This window comes from Sulfitobacter sp. 1A15299 (genome assembly GCF_043556915.1).
Lineage (GTDB): Bacteria > Pseudomonadota > Alphaproteobacteria > Rhodobacterales > Rhodobacteraceae > Sulfitobacter.
Window position 1 is genome coordinate 181,525 of the sequence record NZ_JBIFFJ010000002.1, and the last position, 20,740, is coordinate 202,264.

The window sequence follows — 20,740 nt, forward strand, 5'->3', positions numbered from 1 at the left end:
GTTGTCGCTCTTGTTACTTATCGAGCCACACGTCGCGGAAACCGTCGTTCACGCCAAAGGCAGTGTTGACCGGGTTCTTCACGTCGCAGCGGTAGATGGTGGGGAAGCCCAGCTCCAGAAGCCAGATGTTCGGCACATCCTCGACGATCGCGTCTTGGATCTCCTTATAGGCGGCCTTGCGCTCTTCCGGGCTGGCCATCAGGGCCGCTTCGGCAAAGAGCTTGTCGGTCTCGGGGTTCTGGTAGTTCGCCACGTTGTTCCAAGGCGAACCCGGGGCGGCATTGTCGCCCATATAGGTCCGCGAAACGCCAAGCGCCGGATCGCCATATTGGTAGAGATAGGTAAAGGCGAGGTCGAAGTCGCGGTCGGCAACCTTCTGGTTCCAGCCCGCCACATCCGAGGGCACGATCTCGGTCTTCATGCCGATCTCGCTCAGGTTCTGTTTGACCGCCTCGGCCCAGCGCTGCCAAGTCTCACCGTAAGGCAGACCCAAGATGCGGATGGTTTCGCCGTCATAGCTGCTCTCTTCCAGCAGGGCCTTGGCCTTTTCCGGGTCATAGGAGATGTCCGGCGTCTCGCCGTCATAGAAGCGCGTCGAGGAGGACAGCGGGCCGGTCGCAACCTTGCCCAGACCGTTCCACAGCGCGTCCTTGGCGAACTCGCGGTCGATGCCATGCATGATCGCCTTGCGCACCTTCACATCGTCGAGCGGCTTGTTGTCGTTGTTCACCCACATCCAAGACAGCGGGCCGAAATATTCCCAGCCCTTGTCGGTGATGCAGGTATTCTCCATCGCCTGAATGCGCGCCACATCGAAATTCTCGACCGAGCCGCCGGGCAACACATCGACCTTGCCGGTCTCATAGGCCACCGCGCGGGAGGCCGCATCGGGGATCACATGGTAGTAGACTTCGTCAACGTAGGGTTTCCCCTCCATATAGTAGTCCTCGTTCTTCACCAGATGGATGAAACTGCCCTTTTCCCATTTGTCGAACTTGAAGGGGCCGGTGCCGATGGGCGTGTTGTTCGCCTCGTTATTGGCGTAATCCGTACCTTCATAGATGTGCTTTGGGATCATCGGCGCGGTGCCCGCCTCAAAGATGCCGATGAAGGGGCCGAAGGGCTGTTTGAGGTTGAAGACAACCGTGTGGTCGTCAGGCGTCTCGATGCTTTCGACATGTTCCATATAAGTGCGCATTCGCGAGTGGCTCTCGCGCAGGAACTTATCCATGGAGAATTCGACATCCTCCGAGGTGAAGGGCTCACCGTCATGGAACACCACGCCCTCGCGTAGCTTGAAGGTATAGGTCTTGCCGTCTTCGGAAATCTCCCATGATTCAGCCAATTGCCCTTCGGGCTTCAGGTCGAAATCATAGCGCAGCAGGCTTTCGTAGATATCGCCCCCGACCATCTGTGTCGGGCCGTTCTGCACAAGGCCGATCATCAGGCTGGGCGGCTCGGGCTGGATCACGACGTTAAGCGTGCCGCCGGATTTGGGCTCACCATCCTGCGCGGCCAAAGGCCCGGCCAGCGCCAGCGCCAGAACGGCTGCGGTTAATTTAGTTGTTTTTAGCATGTAAATCCCCATTGGTTTTGCTGAAACTCGCCCAATGACGGCGTCCGATCTGATGTCGGCTTCTTGCAGTCGCTTGGGTGGTCGCCGCGCGATATGCGGCGCCTTGATGGCTCATTCACCTGTGGTGAATGATTGGATGTATCTTATGATCCCCTCCTTTGCGTCATCGATGTCTGCGCGCATCTCCGCAGCCGCGGCCGCGGGATCGCGATTCTCACAGGCTGCAATAATTGCCTGATGATGTCGAACCAGCCCCATCTGCTCTCGCGCATAGTACCCCGCGATCAACGGCCCCATGCGCAGCCATAGCCCGCTGAGAATGGCCAGCAGGATCGGCATCTCTGCCGCCTCTACCAGCGCAAAATGGAACTCTTGATTGAACTTCACCGCCTGCGGCCAGCGCCCGGCCACCGCTGCGGCCTCGTTGCGCTCGACAATCTTCTTCAGGCGGCGGATTTCCTTGGGGCCGACCACCTCAGCGGCGCGGCCTGCGGCAAAACCCTCCAGCTCGCGCCGGATGCTTGCAATTTCGAGATACTGCGCCTTTGTCAGCACCGGCACGCGCACATCTCGCACGCTGCGCTGGACCAAAGCCTCATCCCGCAAAAGCCGCTGCACCGCGTCGCGCACCGGGGTCGAACTGGTGCCCAACCGCTCTGCCAAGCCGCGAATGGTGACCTTTTCATTCGGGCGCAGCCTGCCTTCCACCAAGTCCTGACAGACCCGATCATAGATCGCATCGCCTAATGAAACTTGATTGATCTCGGCCATCGCGCCCTCATCCTTACTGGCCGACTTGCTGCCAGTTTTGATGCATGATGCATCATTTCTATTGAGCCTGCAAATTAAAACTGCAATGCTCCGCCGCAACGACATCAGACCACAGGGAATGTGATGAAAGTCTTTTTCGACGAACGCCAGCTTGGCCATGCGCCGACACATTACTTTCGGCGCGGCGCGGCGATGCCGCATCAAGAACAGCCCCAACGTGCTGAAATTCTACGCGATATGTTAATCGGCGAAGGGTTCGAGATCAGCAAACCCCAAGACCACGGGCTGGCGCCGATCAAAGCGGTGCACAACCCCGATTACGTCGACTTTCTGCCCGATGCCCATGCCCGTTTCGTCGAAAGCGCGGGGCCAGAGGCGCTGGCCATCCCCACCATGCACCCCGGCGTGCGGCGCGGGAAAGAGCCCAAGGATATTCACGGTCAATTGGGCTGGTGGATGACCGACACCTCGACCCCGCTGACCGAAGGGTCATGGGACGCGGCCTATTGGTCGGCGCAAACCGCCATTGAAACGGCCCAAACGGTGGCAACCGGTGCCCGCGCGGCCTATGCGCTCTGCCGTCCGCCCGGCCACCATGCGATGCGCGATTGCGCGAATGGTTTTTGCTTTTTCAACAACGCCTGTATCGCGGCAGAGCACCTTACCCAGACCTATAAGAAGGTCGCGCTGATCGACATCGACGTGCACACCGGCAATGGCTCGCTCGACATCCTCTATGAACGCGGCGACATCTTCTTTTGCTCATTGCATCCCGATCCGGCCACCTACCCCACCTTCTACCTTGGCCATGCCGATGAGACGGGCGAAGGCGACGGGGCGGGCAAATCGCTAAACCTCCTGCTGGCGCAGGGCGCGAGCCAAGATGAGGTGCTGGCCCTGCTCGAAAAGGGCATCGCCGCGATCCGTGATTTCGGGGCCGAGGCGTTGGTCGTCTCGCTGGGGTTTGACATGGCCGCCGACGATCCGCTCGCTGCCGTGAAGGTCTACCCCGACGGCTTTGCCGAGATGGCGCGGCGCTTGGCGGCGCTGAACCTTCCCACCGCATTGATCCAAGAGGGCGGCTACCTTGGCCCCTCCCTTGCCGATAACGCAAAATCATTTCTCACGACATTCCGCGAGGCCACAGCATGAGCAAGACACCCCAAGAGATGAACGGCGCGGAAAGCGTTGTGCGCAGCCTGCATGCGGGCGGGGTGGAGGTCTGTTTCGCCAACCCCGGCACCTCCGAAATGCAATTCGTCGACGCGCTGGACCGCACCAAACTGATGCGCTGCGTTCTGGGCCTGTTCGAAGGCGTGGTGACCGGCGCCGCCGATGGCTATGCGCGCATGGCGGGCAAACCGGCGGTGACCCTGCTGCACCTTGCCCCCGGTTTCGCCAATGCCGCCGCCAACCTGCACAACGCCCGCAAGGCGCGGGTGCCGATGGTCAACCTTGTGGGCGATCACGCGCTGCGGCACCAGAAATACGACGCGCCCCTGTCGGCGGATGTCGAAGGCGCCTGCGCGCCCTTCAGCGATTGGGTGCGCTCGGGCCGTGACGCGGGCAGCTTTGCCGCCGATGCGATGACCGCCCTCGCGGTCGCCCAAGGCAAGCCGGGCAAGGTCGCCACGCTGATCGCGCCCGCCGACATCGGCTGGGACGCGGGCGGCCAGATGGCCGAGGCCGTCGCCCCCGCCGCCCCTGCCCCGCTGGACGAAGCCGCGCTCGATGCCGCGGTCAAAACCTTGGAAAGCGGTGAGAAGACCGTGCTTCTGGTCGGCAGCGGTGTGCTTGAAAACCAAGAGGCGATGGCCCTGCTGCATGGCATTGCGGAAAAGACCGGGGCCGATATCCTCGCCCCGACCTCGAACCGCCGGTTGGAGCGCGGACAGGGGCGGTTTGCCGTCAACAAAATCCCCTATCCGATCAACGCAGCGCTCGAATCCCTCGCCCCCTACAGCCGCGCCATCCTGGTCGAAACCCCGCCCCCGGTCGCCTTTTTTGCCTATCCCGGCAAGCCGAGCCTGCTGTTGCCGGTCGATTGCCATACCGTGACACTCGCCGCCGTCGATGGCGATGGTGCCACCGCGCTGGCCGCTCTGGCCGACCGCATCGGTGCGAAACCCGCCACCCCGCGCGACCACGCGCGGCCCGCGGCACCACAGGCGGGCGGCATCAGCCTGCAAAACCTCGGCGCGGCCTTGGCCAATGCGCTGCCCGAAGACGCCATCGTGGTGGATGAGGCCGTCTCTTCCGGCGGGGCAACTTTCCCGGCGGGCGACAGTGCTGCGCCGAACACTTGGCTCGCGCTGACCGGCGGGTCGATTGGCATCGGCATCCCCCTCTCCGCCGGGGCCGCCATCGCCTGCCCCGACCGCCCGGTGATCACACTGCAAGCCGATGGCTCGGCCATGTACACCATTCAGGCACTCTGGACCCAAGCGCGCGAGAATTCCAACGTCACCACCATCATTCTGGCCAATCAGTCCTATGAGATCCTCAAGGGCGAGTTGCACAATGTCGGCGCCCAGCCCGGCCCTGACGCGCTGAGCATGCTGAACCTCGACCGCCCGCAATTGGATTTCGTCGCCATGGCCAAGGGCATGGGCGTGCCCGGCAAACGGGTCGAAGACATCACCGATCTGATGCGCACCATCGAAGAGGCCGCAAAAGAGCCCGGCCCCTTCCTCATCGAAGCGATGCTGTAACCCACCGAAAGGACACGCCATGCCCCTCGATCCAGACCTCAAGTCTCGCATCCTTCAGGCTGTCGAAGACGGATTTGCCGAACAGGTAAGCTTTACCCAAAAGCTTGTGCAAATGCCCTCTCTGCGCGGCCATGAACATGCGATCCAAGACCTGCTGTTTCGCAGCCTGCAAAGCCGTGGCTACGCGATGGACCGTTTCAAGATGGACCGCGCCGCGATTGAGGCGCATCCCGGCGGGTCGAAATACTCGGACGATCATTCCGATGCGCCCATCGTCGTGGGCATCCACCGCCCGCGCGATGAGCGGGGCCGCTCGCTGATCCTGCAATCGCATCTCGATGTGGTGCCCGAGGGGCTGCACGACATGTGGGACGATCCGCCCTTTTCGGCCAAGATCGACGGCGATTGGATGTATGGCCGGGGCGCGGGCGATATGAAGGCGGGGGCGGCTGCGAATCTCTTTGCGCTCGACGCGCTGCGCCGCATCGGGCTGCAACCGGCGGCAACCGTCTATGTGCAATCCGTGGTCGAGGAGGAATCCACCGGCAACGGCGCTTTGCAGACCTTCCTGCAAGGCTACACCGCCGATGCGGTTTTCATCCCCGAACCCGAAGAGGAAATGCTGGTCCGCGCCAACACCGGCGTCATCTGGTTTCAGGTGCAGCTGCGTGGCGTGCCCGTCCATGTGCGCGAAATGGGCGAAGGCGCCAATGCCATTGATGCCGCCACCCGCGTCATCACCGCCCTGCGCGAAATGGAGGAGGATTGGAACGCCGAGAAAGACCAGCACCCGCATTTCGAAGACGAGACCCATCCGATCAACCTTAACATCGGCAAGATCGAAGGCGGCGATTGGGCGTCATCGGTGCCGTCATGGTGCAACATCGATTGCCGCGTTTCCATCTATCCGGGCCGCAGCGCCGAGGATGCCGCGCGCGAGATCACCGAGCGGGTCAAAGCCTTCGCCCAAAGCGACAACTTCCTGTCGAACAATCCGCCCAAGGTGGTCTTCAACGGTTTTCACGCCGAAGGCTATGTGCTGGCGCCGGGCAGCGAAGCCGAAGCCGTGTTGGAACGCGCCCATGAAGAGGCCATCGGCGCGCCGCTGCAATCCTTCATGACGGCGGGCTACCTCGATACGCGGGTCTATGCGCTTTACAACAAGATCCCCGCGCTCTGTTACGGGCCGAAGTCGCGCAACATTCACGGGATCAATGAATCCGTCAGCCTGAGTTCGGTCAAGAAGATCACCCAAGCCATGGCGCTGTTCATCGCCGAATGGTGCGGGACCGAGGACATCACCCCATGACCGAGGCCGGGATCACGCCCCATGGCGGTCTGCCCCCCTTTCTCAGCGGTGTGCTGGCCGAAGAGGCCGGGGCGCAGACCGACCTGCTGGCGCAAGACCCGCCCGCCTTTGACGCGGCCCGCGCGGCAGAGGTCGCGCGGCGCTGCTATGGTATCTCGGGTCAGATCGAACCGCTTGCGGCTGAGAAAGACGCGAACTTCCTCATTGCCCTCGCCACGGGCGAAAAGGCACTGCTAAAGATCACCAACGCCGCCGAAGACCGTGCGGTGACCGACATGCAGACCGCCGCACTGATGCATCTGGCCGCCGCCGATCCCGAACTGCCCGTGCAACGCATCTGCGCCAGCCTGAACGGCAAAGCCGCCGAGGTCGTCACCGCCGCCGACGGACAGCCCCATGTGGTCCGCCTGATGTCCTTCCTCGGCGGCACCGTGCTCAGCAATGCGGCCCCGCAGCCCGGCCTCTACCGCGCCTTGGGCGATTTCCACGCGCGGGTCACCCTTGGGCTGCGCGGGTTCTTTCACCCGGCGGGCGGGCATTTTCTGCAATGGGACATCAAACAGGCAGGCCATCTGCGCCCTCTGTTGGCGGATGTGCAGGACGCCGCGCTGCGCGCCCAACTGGGGCGCACCCTCGATCACTTTGATGCAGAAGTCGCGCCCCAGCTTCCACATCTGCGGGCACAGGTCGTCCATAACGATTTCAATCCGCACAATATTTTGGTCGATGGACCAGAGGCACTGCGCCCCGTCGGGCTGATCGACTTCGGTGACATGGTGCATACGCCGCTGGCCTGCGATCTGGCGGTAGCCTGCTCCTATCAACTCGGCCAAGGTACAGACCCACTGGCCGCCATCTGCGAGATGGTCGCGGGCTTCGCCGCACGGCTGCCGCTGGAGGCCGAGGAAATCGCGCTTCTGCCCAGTCTGATCCGGCTGCGCCATGCCACCACCTTGGCGATCGGTGCCTCTCGCGCGCGGCGCTATCCCGAGAATGCCGCCTATATCCTGCGCAACGCCGCCGCCTCGCAGCGCGGGCTGGCCGCACTCGACCATGTGGGCGACGCCGCCGCGATCAAAGCCCTGCACCACGCTGCGGGAACGGAGTGACCGATGACCATGATCAACGCCTATGACAGCGCCCAAGCCGAGGCCCTCAGCCCCGCAGACCGCGCCCTGATCGACCGCCGCGCCAAGGCGCTCGGCCCCGCCTACCGGCTGTTCTACGATCAGCCGCTGCATATCACGCGCAGTGCGGGTGTCTGGCTTTGGGACAAGGACGGACGCAAATACCTCGATGCCTATAACAACGTCGCATCTGTCGGCCATTGCCACCCCCGCGTGGTCGAGGCGATTACCCGGCAGTTGGGCGTGTTGAACACGCACACCCGCTATCTGCATGAAAAAGTACTCACTTATGCCGAACGGCTGCTCGCCACCATGCCCGACGCACTCGGCCATGTCATGTTCACCTGCACCGGCTCCGAGGCGAATGACATCGCCCTGCGCATCGCCCGCAGCTATACCCGGCGCGAGGGCGTCATCGTCACCCGGCTTGCCTATCACGGGTTGACCGAAGCGGTGGCCGAACTCTCCCCCTCGTTAGGCGAATTCACCCCGCGCAGCCCGCGCATCCGGCTGATCGACGCGCCTGACACGCTGCGCATCCCCGAGGCCCAGCAGGGCGCGAAACTCGCCGCCGATCTGGCCCAAGCGATTGCCGAGATGCGCGCCGATGGGATCGAGCCTGCGGCCTTCATCGTCGATACGATCTTTTCCAGCGACGGGCTGCATCCCGATCCGGCAGGGTTCCTGCAACCGGCGGTCGATCTGATCCGCGCCGAAGGGGGGCTTTTCATCGCTGACGAAGTGCAGCCCGGCTTTGCCCGCACCGGCGACGCTTTCTGGGGGTTTCAGCGCCACGGTCTGGTGCCTGACATGGTCACGATGGGCAAGCCGATGGGCAATGGTTTCCCCCTTTCCGGCACCGCGATGCGGCCAGAACTGGTGCAAGAATTTGGTGAAAAGGCACGCTATTTCAACACCTTTGGCGGCAACCCCGTGGCTGCCGCCGCGGGCATGGCGGTGCTCGACGTGATCGCGGATGAGGGATTGCAGGACAATGCCGCCAGGGTGGGCGGCTTTCTCAAGCGCGGCTTGCAGGATATCGCGACCCGCTACCCCGAGATCGGCCATGTGCGCGGCGCGGGGCTGTTTCTGGCGGTCGAATGCGTCACCGCGCGCAAGACCAACGCCCCCGATGCCGCCCGCGCCAAATTCGTGGTCAACCACCTGCGCCAGAATGGCGTCTTGATCAGCGCCACCGGGCCGGGGGCCAACGTGCTGAAAATCCGCCCGCCGCTTGTCTTGCAGCAGGCCGAGGCTACGCTGTTCCTCGACGCGACCGAAGCCGCCTTTGCCGCCGCGCGGGCCGAGGGGGTTTAACCCCGCGGCCCTACTGCGCCTCGCGCAGGGACCGCTCCCGCGCGCGGGCCTCGGTCAGCCATTCCGGGTCCATCTGAGGCACCGATGTCAGCAACCGCTTGGTATAGGCCTGCTTTGGGGCGCCGAAGATCTCATCACGCCCGCCCTGTTCCACGATCTGACCATTCTTGAGCACGATCACCTTATGAGCAATCGCCTCAACCGTGGCCAAGTCATGGGTGATGAACATGAAGGTCAGATCCAGCTCGGCCTGCAAACGCACCAAAAGCCGCAGGATTCCTTCGGCCACCAGTTGGTCCAGCGCGCTGGTAACCTCGTCACAGATGATGAATTCGGGCTCGGCTGCCAGCGCCCGCGCGATGCCCACGCGTTGCTTCTGCCCGCCCGAGAGTTCGCTAGGTTTGCGGTCAAGGAAGGCGCGGTCGAGGTCGACCAGATCCATCAGTTCCGCCACCCGCGCCTGAAGCTCTTGTCCCCTGCGGCCCGTGAACTTGCGCACCGGGCGGGCCAAAATCTCGCGGATACTGTGGCGCGGGTTCAGCGAGGTATCCGCCGATTGATAGATCATCTGGATATTGCGCAGCGTCTCGGCCCCGCGTTTGGCCAACCGCGGCTCTAGCGGCGCGTCGTTCCAGAAAAACTGCCCGGCGACGGGGGGCAACAGCCCCGCGATCACCCGCGCGAGCGTCGATTTACCCGACCCGCTTTCCCCGACGACGGCGGTGGTCTGGCCGCGCGGGAAGGTGAAGTTAAGGTTGTCCAGAACCGTCATCGGCCCATAGGCGGCCGAGACCCCCTCGCCGCGGATCAGCGCCGGGGCCTCCCCCGCCTCGGCGTCGGGGCGGCGGAAGGACCGCACGGCCCAGAGCGAGCGGGTGTACTCCTCTTGCGGGGCGTCCAGCATGGTCTTGGTCGGCGCGGTCTCCACCGCCGCGCCATCCTTCATCACGCAGATGCGGTCGGCCATCTGGCTGACCACGGCCAGATCATGGGTGATATAGATCGCCGCCGTGTCATATTGCTCGACGATATCGCGGATCGCGCCCAGCACTTCGATCTGGGTGGTCACGTCCAAGGCGGTCGTCGGCTCATCAAAAATGATCAGGTCGGGGCGACAGGCCATGGCCATCGCCGTCATCGCCCGCTGCAACTGGCCGCCCGACACTTGGTGCGGGTAGCGAAATCCGATCTCTTCGGGGTTGGGCAATTGCATCTGACGGTAGAGCGCGACAGCGTCATGCTCTGCCGCCGCGCGGCCCGAGACACCGTGCAGGCGTGGCGCTTCGGTATATTGGTCGATCAGCGTCTTGGCGGGATTAAAGCTTGCCGCCGCGGACTGGGCGACATAGGCGATGCGTTTGCCGTGCAACCGGCGCAATTGCCCGCGCCCCATGCCGATCAACTCGGTCCCGTCGAATTCGACGCTGCCCCCGGCAAAGCGCACCCCGTCGCGGACATAGCCCATCGCCGCCAAGCCGGCGGAGCTTTTGCCCGCCCCGCTTTCGCCGACAAGACCCAGCACCTCGCCCCGGTCCAGTTCCAGATCGAGCCCTTTGATGATCACATTGGGCCGCGCACGGCTGCCCGCCTCAAGCCGAAGACCGCGAATGTTCAGAAGATTTCCCATAGGCCTGCCCCTGCTTGGTTAACTTTTCAGACCGCTGGCGCGGTGCAGCATCCAATCGACGATCAGGTTGATCGCGACGGTCAGCAAGGCGATGGCAGCCGCCGGGATCAGCGGGGTGATATCGCCAAAGCTGATCAGGGTGGCATTCTCTTTCACCATCGACCCCCAATCCGCCGTCGGCGGCTGGATCCCGATGCCGAGAAAGGACAGCGCCGCGATAAAGAGAAACACAAAGCAAAAGCGCACGCCGAATTCAGCGATCAGGGTGGACCAGATATTGGGCAGAATCTCGCGCCGCAGCAGCCATGGCGTGCGCTCCCCGCGCAGCTTGGCGGCCTCGACGAAATCAAGGCCCACCACATTCATCGCCGCCGCGCGCGACAGACGGTAGACCGGGGCCACATAGATCACCGCGATCACCCCGACCATATTCGGGATCGAGGGGCCGACAATGGCCAAGAGCATCAGCGCCAAGATCAGCGGCGGCACCGCCATCAACACGTCGACGAGCCGCGACAGGACTTCGTCCAGCCATCCCCCCTTGAGGGCGGCCTGCATCCCCAGCGTGGCCCCGACCGAAAAGGAAATAGCCGTGGTCAGCAGCGCCAGCCCGACCGTATTGCGCGCCCCAAAGATCATGCGCGACAGCATATCGCGGCCCAGATTGTCGGTGCCGAGCGGATGCGCGGCGCTCCACGGCAGATAGGCGTCGCCCACCACCTCCGTCTCGCCATAGGGCGCAATCCACGGGGCGAAAAGACCGGTGATCGCCACGAGGACCAGCACCACCATGCCAAAGATCGCCGAGGGCGGCGCGGATTTTAGCAAAGATTTCATCGTTATCTCCCGTGCCGCAGACGCGGGTTCGACATGATCGAGATGATGTCGGCCAGAACGTTGAGCGTGATATAGACAGCGGCAAAGAACAGCCCCACGGCCTGCACCACCGGGAAATCCCGGCTGGAAACCGCATCGACCAGTAACTGGCCCAGACCGGGGTAGGAAAAGACGACCTCAACCACCACCACGCCGACCACCAGATAGGCAAGGTTCAGCGCCACGACGTTCACGATCGGCGCGAGCGCATTGGGCAGCGCGTGTTGCAGAATGATGCGCCAGCGCGGCACGCCCTTGAGGCGGGCCATCTCGATATAGGGCGAGGCCAGCACATTGATGATGGCCGCCCGCGTCATCCGCATCATATGCGCCACGACCACCAGAATAAGCGTCAGCGCGGGCAGAAAGCTGCGATAGAGCGCGTCCCAAAGCCCCGTGGCGCTGTCGATCCGTGCCAGCGTCGGGAAGACGCCCGCTTTGATCGACAAAAACAGGATCAGGAGATAGCCCACGAAAAACTCGGGCATGGAGATGGCGGAAAGCGCGGTCAGGTTGACACCGCGGTCAAACAGCGTGTTGCGCCACAGCGCCGCCAGAAGGCCGAGGATCACCGCCAGCGGGGCGGCGATGACGGCGGCATAGACGGCCAGAAACATGGTATTGGCAAGCCGCGGGCCCAAAAGCTCAGACACCTCGCGCCCCGAAGCCAGAGAGGTGCCGAAATCACCGCGCAGCACACCGCCAAGCCAATCGAAATACCGAAGATGCGCGGGCTGATCGAGGCCAAGCTCGGCGCGAAAGGCGGCGAGGGTCGATTCAGTCGCCGATTGGCCAAGGATCTGCTGCGCCAGATCACCGGGCAAAAGTTCGATGCCAACGAACATGAGGGCGGATACGACAAAGAGGGTCAGAATGCCAAGGGACACTCGGCCAATAACAAGCTTCTGAAGCCGGGACATTTTAAAGTTTTCTCCGGCCCGGGGCGGGCCATTGGTGCGGGAAACGGACGGCCCTCGGGGGCCGCCCGCGTGAAGCTGTGGCTTAGGACATCCACCAGCGTTCGATGAAGCGCTGGCTGTCGAGATCCCACATCTCGGACACTTCCTCGGGCATCTGCACGCTTTCGCTCATGGCCGAGACATATTGACCAAAGGCGGGGATCAGCGCGCCGCCCTGTTCTTTCACGATCTTCTGCATCTCGCCGTACATCTCGGCGCGGCGGGTCTGGTCGAGCTCGGGCCGGGCCTGCAACAGCAGTTCATTGAAACGCTCGTTGTCCCATTTGGTCTCGTTCCACTCCGCATCCGCCGCATAGCCGGTCGAGAACATCAGGTCAGGCGTCGGGCGGCCACCCCAATAGGAGCAGCAGAAGGGCTTTTGCAGCCAAACGTTCGACCAATAGCCGTCATCCGGCTCGCGCTTCACCTCGATGTTCAGGCCAGCAGGCCGCGCGCTTTCGGCAAAGAGCACAGAGGCATCTACCGCCCCGTTGAACGCCGCATCCGAAGTCGAGAGCGTCACGTCGAGGCTTTCCAACCCCGCCTGTTTCAGGTGGTACTTCGCCCGCTCCGGATCATAGGTGATCTGTTCCAGATCGTCGTTGTAATAGGGCATGGAGCGCGAGATCGGTTGGTCATTGCCCACGGTGCCATAGCCGCGCAGAACCTTTTCGATCATGTCCTCGCGGTTGATGCCGTATTTCAGCGCCATGCGCACGTTCAGATCATCGAAGGGCGCCGTGTTGGTCTGCATCGGCATGATGTAATGCAGCGTGCCGTCCTGAGTGTGGATCTTCACGTTGGGTGCGCGACCCAAGAGGTTGATCGTCTTGAGGTCGGGCCGGTCGATCAGATCGACCTCACCGGTCATCAGCGCGTTCATCCGGGCCGCCGGATCGCCGACTTTCAGGATCACGACCTTGTCGAAATGCGCGCGGCCCTCTTTCCAGTAGTCATCGCGGCGCGACAGTTCGACCCGCACGCCCGGCTCGAAGACGTCGATCACATAGCCGCCGGTGCCGATGCGGCTGTTGGGGTCGATCGTGCCGTCGCCGGTGTCTTGGCGAATGCCGAGGTGGTAATCATTGAAGATGAACGGGAAATCCGCGTTGCCCGCAGCCAGTTCAAACACCACCACCTTATCGCCATCGGCGCGGATGTCGGTGATCTGCTCAAGCAGCGGTTTGATCCCAGATTTGGACTCTGGCCCCATGTGGTGACGGACCGAGGCGATCACGTCATTCGCCGTGGCGGTTTTGCCGTCCGAGAATTGCGCATTGTCGCGCAGGCGGAAGGTCCATGTGGCGGCGTCGCTGCTGGCCTCAAAGCTCTCGGCAAGGTCGGGCTGGGCGGTGCCGTCGGGGGCGATCTCGGTCAATGTGTTGAAGACCGCGTAGCCGCTGGCGAACATGAAGTCGTTGTTGAAGGTCGCAGGGTCAAGGCTGTCTGAGGTCGAACCTTGGGTGAAGCCCACCCGCAGCGTGCCGCCCTTCTTGGGCTGCGCCTGTGCCCGCGCCCCGCGCGGCAGGATCAGACCGGCCCCCACGGCTGCGGCGCTCCCGGCCAGAAAGCTGCGACGGCTCGGGCCGTTTTGACGGTTTGTGAAATTGGTCATTGTATCCCCCTTGTTTGTTTTCTTGGTCAAACGCCTGACAAAGCGCTCGGCATCTTGCTGCGGGGCCGCGTTATTGGTCGCCCCCCTCGCACTGGCATGGGCCATCCGCCCCAGCCGCAGGCGCGGACAAAAGACGGTGCGCGCCCCTCTGCGTGCGATCCATCGCGGCAATTCGCCTGCCGCAACGCTCTTTCCCATAGGCATAGCCGGTTCCGACACCGCGGTATAGATACCCCGGTCGCCTGTCGCGAAATTACGTTACGGCTAGTGAAGTTTTACGGGAAGATCAAGATGTTGAGGGGTGGCGGGCGGTGCAGCCCAGCCGCCGCCCCCTGCTGCGTGCCCTGAAAACCTTTGGTTGGTCGGCGCATAAAGCTGCCGCAAAATTCCTTCGGCTTTGGTCGTCTGCGCACCCCTAACTGTGTCGACAGCCTCGCAAATGCCAGTGACTGTAAAGCCCGTCGCGCGGGCGGTCGATGGTCACCCTGCGCCCGCCGACGGCACAGTCCCCGAAACGCGCGGGCTTCGCGCCGCGCCCGGGTGCAGAAACAGGCGCTCCAAAGATGCGCCCCCAATCCACGCCTCCTACGAAAATTAACCGAGCGGGCCGCGGGGGTGAGGTTGACCGTTACAGGAACCTTTCGGGTAACCGCCGGTTATCCCCCTGCGATCCGGCTCAAAGGAATAATGTGATGACGCCCCGCAAAGCTACGCCGCATGCGAAAGGCGTAGGATATCCGACTGGTTTGAGCCTTTTGCTCCCCCTCGCCGCCCTGAGCATGCTCGCCGCATGCGAGGACCTGCAGTTCCCTCGGGATGTGGAAGAAACCCTCGAAACCGTTCTTGCCGAACAGAAAATGACCGTGGCGGTATCGGAAAACCCGCCGTGGGTCGTGCTGGCAGACGGCCACCCGCCGCAGGGGGTCGAAGCCGATCTGACCCGCGCCTTTGCCGAGGCTTTGGGGGTGTCCATCGAATGGAAGCCCCTCGGCGCCTTCGCAGCCTTGGAGGGGTTGGAAAAGGGTGACATCGACCTCGCCATCGGGGGTTTCACCCGCAAGGACGTGACACCAGTCAAGAGTGCCGCGCCGAGTTACGTCTATTTCGAAGAGTCCTTTGTCATCGGCAGCCGCGGGCCAGACGCTTTGCCTGATGACATCAAAGGACAACAGGTTTTCGTACCGCCCGACCTGCCGCTTGCCGCACTGGTCGAGAAAGAAGGCGGCATTCCGGTGGATCAATGGGCCGAGGATCTCAGCTTTGCCGCCCTCCCCCATTGGCAGCTTGAGGAGAAAGACCTTACCGCCAGCGAAGTGACCCTAAAGCGAGCGCAACATGTCGTTGCCGTGCAGCAGGGCGAAAACGCTTGGCTGATGGAGATCGAAGGTTTCCTTCGAGATGAGGCCGGAACCATCGGGGCGCGTTTGCGCGCATCTGCCCCATGAGCCGTTCCATTCGCACCATGCCCGAGGCGCAGAAAAAGGCGCTGCACCGCGCGCGCTGGCTTGAGGCCATCTGGATCGCGGTCTTGGTGTCGATCGTGGCGGCGATCTACTTTGTGGTGGGTGGCAGCCAAGCGATGAAAACTGCTTGGATTGAAGACCTGCTCAGCTTCGTGCCGCCCATCGCCTTTCTGGTTGGCTCGTGGATCGAGGGGTGGAAGCCCAACCGCCGTTTCCCACTGGGCTATATCCGCGTCACATCAATCGCTTATCTGATCAGCGCCGTGTCGCTCGGCGGGGTCGGGATTTTTCTTATCGTCGACTCTTCCATCGCGCTGCTCAAACAAGAACACCCCAGCATCGGCAGTGTCGAGCTTTTCGGCACCACCATTTGGTTCGGTTGGGTGATGATCGCGGCGCTGGCCTATAGCGTCGTGATGCCGGTCATTTTCGGCCATCTGAAAATGAAACCTGCCAAGATGCTCCATGACAAGACGCTCTATGCCGATGCCATGATGAACAAGGCGGATTGGATGACCGGGCTTGCCGGGATCGTGGGCATCCTCGGAATTGGCATGGGCTGGTGGTGGGCCGATGCGGTCGCGGCGATCATAATTGCCTTGGACGTGCTGCATGACGGGTTCAAACACACGGGCGCGGCGATCCGCGACCTCAGCGATGAGATGCCGCGCACGATTGAGGATAAAGAGTTCGACCCTCTGATCGAGAAGGTTCAAAAGACCTTCAACGCGCTGCCATGGGTCTGCGAAAGCCGCCTGCGGCTGCGCGAAGAAGGGCGGTTTCTGACCGGTACGATTTATGTCGTGGCGCATGATAACGGCGGCACGCCCGAAAGGGTCGAGGCGGCGGAGGCCGAATTGCTCGACCTGCATTGGCGCATTCATGACATCTCAATCATGCCGCGAACCAAGATTGCAGGGTCGGTCACGATCGAAGGCGCGGATGACGGCACTTTGCCGCTGCGTTCGGGTGCCCGGCGGCGTCCGGCGGGCTGAACCACGGACGCGCCCCCCGTATCGCGCCCGCCCCGCGCCATGGCGGGCGAGGCGAAAGGCATCTGGTTTAGCCCCCGACCAACGTACCGCCGTTCGGATGCAGCACCTGTCCGCTCATATATGACGAGTCCTCGCAAGCGAGGAACAGCAGCGATGGGGCCACCTCATTCGGCTGCCCGGGGCGGCCAAGCGGGGCGTTCTGCCCGAAGCCCTCAACCTTTTCCGCCGGGAAGGAAGCCGGGATCGGTGGCATCCAGATCGGCCCCGGGGCCACGCCATTGACCAGAATCCCCTTGGGCGCCAGCTTGCTTGCCACCGCGCGCAGGAAGGACAGGATCGCCCCTTTGGTCGAGGCATAGTCGATGAGAAGACCTGCCCTTTGTAGGCGGTGATCAACGTCACACAGATGATCCGCGCGCCCTTTTTCAGATGCGGCGGCGTCGCCTGCGTCACCAAGATCATGCCGATGATATTGGTGCGGAACGTGCGTTCGATCTGCGCTTCTTCGATGTCTTCGAGGCTTTCCTGCGCGTGTTGTTCGCCCGCATCGTTGAAGAGGATGTCGATCTTGCCAAAGCTTGCCATCGTGCGGCTTACGGCATCTTTGCAAAAGGCTTTCTCACCGACATCGCCCTCCAGCAACAGCGTTTCAATGCGCCCGATTGCGGCTTGCCTGAACAGCCTGTTCGCGGGGCGGCCAAGTTGATCGGATGTAGGCGAGGATGTCCCAGATATCCTCGTCCGACAGAACCTCTTTGAAGGCGGGCATGCCGCTGGCAAAATCATTGATGCCGCGCGCGGCCAAAGCGGCTTGGCCTCCGAATTTGGTATATTCGAACAGCAGCGCGTTGTCGTGGTGCCAGGTGTGGCCGGTGGCGTCATGGGGCGGCGCGGGCAGGATGCCGTCCTCGTCCGGTGTGCGCCACTCGGGTTGGCCTTCCAGATCGGCCCCATGACAGGCCGCGCAGGTCTCGGCATAGAGCCCGCGACCGGCTTCGATATCGCGGACTTCAAGTTCGTGCTCCGCCTGTGCGGCGGTCGCCCAAAGGCAGACTAGAAACAGATAACGCATCACGTGACCTCAACCCAAGTGCGCATCCCTCCGATGGCATGGCTCAGCATATGGCAATGGATCAGCCAGCGGCCGGGATTGTCGAACACGCAAAGCACATCGCGGCTTTCGCGGGCTGCGAGCAATGTCGTATCGCGCAGGTCCCCAAGGCTGCCATCGGCGGCGACTTCGTAAAAATGGTGGCCATGCAGATGGATGCCATGCGGAAAAGCGGTGTCGTTGGCTAGGGTGATCCGCACGGTCTCCCCGCGCTCTATGGTGGCGAAAGGGTCCGGCGGCAGGTCCGAGACATCGTTGAAGGACCAGATATTCGCGCCGCCGTGATGCCCGCCCATCGCGCCGCCCATCATGGTGAGGGTGAGATGCTGCGCGGGGCTGCCCGGCGCGGGGAGGTTCGGGGCCGTGAGCTTGGGCAGAGGTCCGGGTTTGCGCTCGCTATTTTCACCAGAAACGCGCAGTTCGGCGAGCCTGTAGCCCCCCTGCCCGGTCTGCATGTCAAAGCCAACCGGCCCCGTGATATCGACGATCAGATCGGCCCGCTGGGCGGGGGCCAGCACTAGGTCGGACAGGTCGCGCGGCTGGCTCAGCGCCATACCGTCCAAGGCCACCACCGACCCCGAGACCCCCGACAGCATCAGCGGAAAGATCCGGTTGGTCGCCGCATTGATCAGGCGTAGGCGCACACGGTCGCCCTGCCGGACCTCATCCCGCGACAGGAAGGCGCGGGCGAAGTTCCCCATATAGCCCGCATGTGCGACGCTATGCATATCCGTGAACTCATCGACAAGGCTGCCGTCTTGATTAAGGATCCAGTCTGACAGGATCACAGTCACATCGTGATCCACATCGACCGGCATGTCGTCTTCGACGATCAACGGCCCCATGAGGCCCCGCGCGACCTGCTCTTGCGAAATGTAGTGCGAATGATACCAATAGGTTCCCGCATCGGGCGGCACGAAACTGTAGGTCTTGCTGTCGCCGGGGTTGATCAAGTCTTGGGTCAAGACCGGCACGCCGTCCATTCGGTTCTCTAGCCGAATGCCATGCCAGTGAACCGCTGTGCCCTCTTGCAACGCATTCTCGACCTTGATCGAAGCCTGCGCGCCGCGTTTGAGCCGAAGCTCTGGGCCGGGCGTCGAGCCGTTGAAGCCGAGCATCGCGGTGGTGCCTTCGCCCTCAGGCAGGATCTGTTGGGTCACGCTCTGGGCCTTGAGCGTCAAAGGCAGCGCGCTTGCAAAGCTTGGGCGCGGCAGGACCATCGCGGCTGAAGCGCTGGCGAGGAAGTGTCTTCTGTTCATGTCATGCCTTATCGGGATGTTTGAGATTCATGCTGCTGTCGATGCGCGGGCCGCCGGGGTTCAGACAAAGGTACTGGCTGCGCAAGCCGTTTCCAACTCGGGTGCGAGGTGAACCGCCGATGCGCGCAATCTGGCTCAGGGGACTGTGCCGAACCATTCGGGTCATCCCCTCTCTGACAAGGGGGCACGGCCCCCCATGACCTGCAAAAGGAAGCTTCCCGAGGCGGTGATCATAAGAAACCCGTGAAAGGCTTCGATGCCGGTAAGAAAACGCAAATGCCCTGCGGGGCTCAGGTCTCCGCGCCCCAGCGTGGTGAAGTTGACCAGCGAGAAATAGAAATAGTCCATCAAGGTGATCGGCTTGTCCCCCGGGCCGGACGCGTTCAGCACGCCGATCTGCAACCCCTGTACAGCCCAGAGAAAGAAGAGCGTATAGATGAAAGCCTCGATCACATGCGCGATCGTGATCGCCCCTACCGCGAGGCCCAGATTCTGGCCCTGCCCCCCTGCACGGCACCGGGCGATCGTGTCGGAGACCCCTTTGAGGACGAAATAATGAATCGCTGTGCAGATTGTCACGACCAGAGCTGACAAAAGCATTGCTTGGATCATAAGGCGGGCACCTCTCTTCGTAGGGTCATGTCATGCTGCGGCGGCAATCTTAGCGCCCTTTGTCGGTGCAGGTCGCTGCGGGCCCTCGGGCAGCAGGACGTCATCCATCAAGTCCTCGATGAAGGTGCTCAGCAGCTGCGTGCGCCCCGTGACCGCGGCCTTGCGGTAGATCGCGTTGGTCTGCGCCTTGATCGTTCCCTCGGAGGTGCCGCGCAATTCCGCGATGTCGCGGGTGCTGAGCCCTTTGACCAGAAAGACAGCGACATCCCGCTCTGCCGGGGTCAGCCGCCAATCGGTGAAATGCTGAGACATCACGATTGAGAACTCCGAGGTGCACCGACGCATCTTCTCTTCGGCAAGCCGCGCCCGTTGCAAACTGGTGCGAAGCGCGACCCAGCCAAGAGCCACGCCGAGGTTCAGGCCGATGGCCAAGACGGTTTGCTGGTACTCATGGCTCTGCCAGATCAGGAAATCAGGCTCCATGCCGATGGCGTCCAGCAAGAAGCAGGTGGTAAAGAAAATCGCCACGACGGCCTGTAGCGCCGCGATGGCCCAAAGGGCGATGGTTCCACGCGTTTTCATAGCTCGATACGCCTTGTTGTTGTGGTGGAATGCAGGGCCGACCTCAGCGACCGGCCCTGCAAGACGCGCTTACTTCATCGCTGTGACGGTCAGCTTGCCTTTGACACGGTCGGCCACGAATTCGATGTTCTGGCCTTCCTTCATCCTGGCGATCAGCGCCTCATCGGCTTTGAACACCATGGTCATCGACGGCATATCGAGGTTTTCCAGCGGGCCGTGGATGATGGTGACCTTCTTGCCCTTACTGTCGATCTTTTTGACCTTGCCGGTGGAATAGACCAGCGGCGCCTCGGCGGCCGCATCGGACTGCGCCACGGTCAGCGGGCCATGCATGCCGGATTCGTAATGGCCGGGGATCAGGCAGGCGAACTCAAAGGCGCCTTCGTTGGCGAAGGTCCAGATCACCTCCCCCTCCATGCCGGGGTCGAGGCGCACGGAATTTGGATCGTCATGCTCCATGTCCATCTTGGCCATGGCTTCCTTGTGCTTGGCGTTGCCCTCCATGGTGTCGATGACGAACTCATGCTCTATCTCGCCCTTGTTGGTGACGGCAAAGCGGATGGTTTCGCCCTTCTGGATGTCGAATTCGGCCGGCTCAAAGATCATTTCGCCGTCGTCGGTCTCGCGCATTGTCACTTCGATGGTGCGGTCAACGGCCTCGGCTTTGCCGGGCATGCCGATGGCCATTTCTTCATGCATCTCGCCATGGCCGTCATCGCCGTGGCCGCCGCCGTGGGTGCCTGCGGCAAAGGCGGGGGCGCCGATCAGAAGGCTAAGGGCGGTCGAAAGAAGAAGTTTGTTCATGGTGTTTCCTGTATCCTTTGGTTGTC

At 62.5% G+C, this 20,740-nt stretch carries 19 protein-coding genes and 1 pseudogene; 7 read left to right on the forward strand and 13 right to left on the reverse strand.

What is annotated here, in order from left to right; translation table 11 throughout:
* Nucleotides 1–13 precede the first annotated feature (13 nt).
* Complete coding sequence (locus tag ACGYK7_RS04145; RefSeq protein WP_394399274.1) at nucleotides 14–1,588, reverse strand: ABC transporter substrate-binding protein; 1,575 nt, start codon at nucleotides 1,586–1,588, stop codon at nucleotides 14–16.
* A gap of 99 nt (nucleotides 1,589–1,687) precedes the next feature.
* A complete protein-coding gene (locus tag ACGYK7_RS04150; protein ID WP_394399276.1) occupies nucleotides 1,688–2,506 on the reverse strand; it encodes a GntR family transcriptional regulator in 819 nt (272 codons plus the stop codon).
* Between ACGYK7_RS04150 and ACGYK7_RS04155 the strand changes: the two genes are divergently transcribed.
* Genes ACGYK7_RS04155 through ACGYK7_RS04175 form a run of 5 tightly spaced genes read left to right on the forward strand, consistent with a single transcriptional unit; the run spans nucleotide 2,471 to nucleotide 8,811 of the window.
* Nucleotides 2,471–3,499: a histone deacetylase family protein gene (locus ACGYK7_RS04155; RefSeq protein WP_394399278.1), complete on the forward strand. Its 1,029-nt coding sequence runs from the start codon at nucleotides 2,471–2,473 to the stop codon at nucleotides 3,497–3,499. The two genes, ACGYK7_RS04150 and ACGYK7_RS04155, sit on opposite strands and share 36 nt — an antisense overlap.
* Nucleotides 3,496–5,058: an acetolactate synthase large subunit gene (locus tag ACGYK7_RS04160; RefSeq protein WP_394399280.1), complete on the forward strand. Its 1,563-nt coding sequence runs from the start codon at nucleotides 3,496–3,498 to the stop codon at nucleotides 5,056–5,058. Before ACGYK7_RS04155 ends, ACGYK7_RS04160 begins: the two co-directional genes overlap by 4 nt.
* Nucleotides 5,059–5,077: 19 nt before the next feature.
* Nucleotides 5,078–6,367 carry an ArgE/DapE family deacylase gene (locus tag ACGYK7_RS04165; protein ID WP_394399282.1) on the forward strand — a complete coding sequence of 430 codons (1,290 nt, stop codon included), beginning with the start codon at nucleotides 5,078–5,080 and terminating at the stop codon, nucleotides 6,365–6,367.
* Nucleotides 6,364–7,476: a phosphotransferase gene (locus tag ACGYK7_RS04170; protein ID WP_394399284.1), complete on the forward strand. Its 1,113-nt coding sequence runs from the start codon at nucleotides 6,364–6,366 to the stop codon at nucleotides 7,474–7,476. Before ACGYK7_RS04165 ends, ACGYK7_RS04170 begins: the two co-directional genes overlap by 4 nt.
* Before the next feature lie 3 nt (nucleotides 7,477–7,479).
* Nucleotides 7,480–8,811 carry an aspartate aminotransferase family protein gene (locus ACGYK7_RS04175; RefSeq protein ID WP_394399286.1) on the forward strand — a complete coding sequence of 444 codons (1,332 nt, stop codon included), beginning with the start codon at nucleotides 7,480–7,482 and terminating at the stop codon, nucleotides 8,809–8,811.
* A 10-nt stretch (nucleotides 8,812–8,821) separates the two neighbouring features.
* Here ACGYK7_RS04175 and ACGYK7_RS04180 read toward each other — a convergent pair whose 3' ends face one another.
* From ACGYK7_RS04180 to ACGYK7_RS04195, 4 genes are all read right to left on the reverse strand, one after another.
* Complete coding sequence (locus tag ACGYK7_RS04180; RefSeq protein WP_394399287.1) at nucleotides 8,822–10,438, reverse strand: ABC transporter ATP-binding protein; 1,617 nt, start codon at nucleotides 10,436–10,438, stop codon at nucleotides 8,822–8,824.
* Between the two features lie 18 nt (nucleotides 10,439–10,456).
* A complete protein-coding gene (locus ACGYK7_RS04185) occupies nucleotides 10,457–11,275 on the reverse strand; it encodes an ABC transporter permease (RefSeq protein ID WP_394399289.1) in 819 nt (272 codons plus the stop codon).
* Between the two features lie 2 nt (nucleotides 11,276–11,277).
* Nucleotides 11,278–12,234 (reverse strand): ABC transporter permease, encoded by a 957-nt coding sequence (locus tag ACGYK7_RS04190; protein ID WP_394399291.1) that lies wholly within the window; start codon nucleotides 12,232–12,234, stop codon nucleotides 11,278–11,280.
* A gap of 82 nt (nucleotides 12,235–12,316) precedes the next feature.
* Entirely contained in the window at nucleotides 12,317–13,888 is a 1,572-nt protein-coding gene (locus ACGYK7_RS04195) for an ABC transporter substrate-binding protein (protein WP_394399293.1), read from the reverse strand.
* Nucleotides 13,889–14,634: 746 nt separating this feature from the next.
* Here ACGYK7_RS04195 and ACGYK7_RS04200 point away from each other — a divergent pair.
* Nucleotides 14,635–15,333: a transporter substrate-binding domain-containing protein gene (locus ACGYK7_RS04200; protein ID WP_394399295.1), complete on the forward strand. Its 699-nt coding sequence runs from the start codon at nucleotides 14,635–14,637 to the stop codon at nucleotides 15,331–15,333.
* Complete coding sequence (locus ACGYK7_RS04205; RefSeq protein WP_394399297.1) at nucleotides 15,330–16,346, forward strand: cation diffusion facilitator family transporter; 1,017 nt, start codon at nucleotides 15,330–15,332, stop codon at nucleotides 16,344–16,346. The genes ACGYK7_RS04200 and ACGYK7_RS04205 overlap by 4 nt, the downstream gene beginning before the upstream one ends.
* A gap of 67 nt (nucleotides 16,347–16,413) precedes the next feature.
* Here the strand turns inward: ACGYK7_RS04205 and ACGYK7_RS04210 are convergent, their stop codons facing one another.
* The 7 genes and pseudogenes from ACGYK7_RS04210 to ACGYK7_RS04240 all read right to left on the reverse strand — a co-directional run bounded on the left by ACGYK7_RS04210 (nucleotide 16,414) and on the right by ACGYK7_RS04240 (nucleotide 20,714).
* A complete protein-coding gene (locus tag ACGYK7_RS04210) occupies nucleotides 16,414–16,662 on the reverse strand; it encodes an SDR family oxidoreductase (protein WP_394399299.1) in 249 nt (82 codons plus the stop codon).
* Nucleotides 16,663–16,766: 104 nt separating this feature from the next.
* Nucleotides 16,767–16,988, reverse strand: a pseudogene (locus ACGYK7_RS04215) (SDR family NAD(P)-dependent oxidoreductase); the annotation flags it as partial.
* 7 nt (nucleotides 16,989–16,995) lie between these two features.
* Nucleotides 16,996–17,418, reverse strand: a complete 423-nt coding sequence (locus ACGYK7_RS04220; RefSeq protein ID WP_394399301.1) for a c-type cytochrome — start codon at nucleotides 17,416–17,418, stop codon at nucleotides 16,996–16,998.
* On the reverse strand, nucleotides 17,418–18,716 hold the full coding sequence (locus ACGYK7_RS04225; RefSeq protein ID WP_394399304.1) for a multicopper oxidase family protein: 1,299 nt from the start codon (nucleotides 18,714–18,716) through the stop codon (nucleotides 17,418–17,420). The genes ACGYK7_RS04220 and ACGYK7_RS04225 overlap by 1 nt, the downstream gene beginning before the upstream one ends.
* 162 nt (nucleotides 18,717–18,878) lie before the next feature.
* Nucleotides 18,879–19,328 carry an ion channel gene (locus ACGYK7_RS04230; protein ID WP_394399306.1) on the reverse strand — a complete coding sequence of 150 codons (450 nt, stop codon included), beginning with the start codon at nucleotides 19,326–19,328 and terminating at the stop codon, nucleotides 18,879–18,881.
* 30 nt (nucleotides 19,329–19,358) lie between these two features.
* Nucleotides 19,359–19,910, reverse strand: coding sequence for a helix-turn-helix transcriptional regulator (locus ACGYK7_RS04235; RefSeq protein ID WP_394399307.1), 552 nt, complete (start codon nucleotides 19,908–19,910; stop codon nucleotides 19,359–19,361).
* A 69-nt stretch (nucleotides 19,911–19,979) separates the two neighbouring features.
* Nucleotides 19,980–20,714: a copper-binding protein gene (locus ACGYK7_RS04240; RefSeq protein WP_394399309.1), complete on the reverse strand. Its 735-nt coding sequence runs from the start codon at nucleotides 20,712–20,714 to the stop codon at nucleotides 19,980–19,982.
* Between the last annotated feature and the right edge of the window lie 26 nt (nucleotides 20,715–20,740).

Bases quoted from the DNA above. Each gene is read 5' to 3' on its own strand.
- ACGYK7_RS04180 (WP_394399287.1), bottom strand. From the start codon at position 10,438: ATGGGAAATCTTCTGAACATTCGCGGTCTTCGGCTTGAGGCGGGCAGC.
- ACGYK7_RS04235 (WP_394399307.1), bottom strand. From the start codon at position 19,910: ATGAAAACGCGTGGAACCATCGCCCTTTGGGCCATCGCGGCGCTACAG.
- ACGYK7_RS04170 (WP_394399284.1), top strand. From the start codon at position 6,364: ATGACCGAGGCCGGGATCACGCCCCATGGCGGTCTGCCCCCCTTTCTC.
- ACGYK7_RS04165 (WP_394399282.1), top strand. From the start codon at position 5,078: ATGCCCCTCGATCCAGACCTCAAGTCTCGCATCCTTCAGGCTGTCGAA.
- ACGYK7_RS04240 (WP_394399309.1), bottom strand. From the start codon at position 20,714: ATGAACAAACTTCTTCTTTCGACCGCCCTTAGCCTTCTGATCGGCGCC.
- ACGYK7_RS04145 (WP_394399274.1), bottom strand. From the start codon at position 1,588: ATGGGGATTTACATGCTAAAAACAACTAAATTAACCGCAGCCGTTCTG.
- ACGYK7_RS04175 (WP_394399286.1), top strand. From the start codon at position 7,480: ATGACCATGATCAACGCCTATGACAGCGCCCAAGCCGAGGCCCTCAGC.
- ACGYK7_RS04190 (WP_394399291.1), bottom strand. From the start codon at position 12,234: ATGTCCCGGCTTCAGAAGCTTGTTATTGGCCGAGTGTCCCTTGGCATT.
- ACGYK7_RS04230 (WP_394399306.1), bottom strand. From the start codon at position 19,328: ATGATCCAAGCAATGCTTTTGTCAGCTCTGGTCGTGACAATCTGCACA.
- ACGYK7_RS04160 (WP_394399280.1), top strand. From the start codon at position 3,496: ATGAGCAAGACACCCCAAGAGATGAACGGCGCGGAAAGCGTTGTGCGC.
- ACGYK7_RS04150 (WP_394399276.1), bottom strand. From the start codon at position 2,506: ATGGCCAAGCTGGCGTTCGTCGAAAAAGACTTTCATCACATTCCCTGT.
- ACGYK7_RS04155 (WP_394399278.1), top strand. From the start codon at position 2,471: ATGAAAGTCTTTTTCGACGAACGCCAGCTTGGCCATGCGCCGACACAT.
- ACGYK7_RS04220 (WP_394399301.1), bottom strand. From the start codon at position 17,418: ATGCGTTATCTGTTTCTAGTCTGCCTTTGGGCGACCGCCGCACAGGCG.
- ACGYK7_RS04195 (WP_394399293.1), bottom strand. From the start codon at position 13,888: ATGACCAATTTCACAAACCGTCAAAACGGCCCGAGCCGTCGCAGCTTT.
- ACGYK7_RS04225 (WP_394399304.1), bottom strand. From the start codon at position 18,716: ATGAACAGAAGACACTTCCTCGCCAGCGCTTCAGCCGCGATGGTCCTG.
- ACGYK7_RS04185 (WP_394399289.1), bottom strand. From the start codon at position 11,275: ATGAAATCTTTGCTAAAATCCGCGCCGCCCTCGGCGATCTTTGGCATG.
- ACGYK7_RS04205 (WP_394399297.1), top strand. From the start codon at position 15,330: ATGAGCCGTTCCATTCGCACCATGCCCGAGGCGCAGAAAAAGGCGCTG.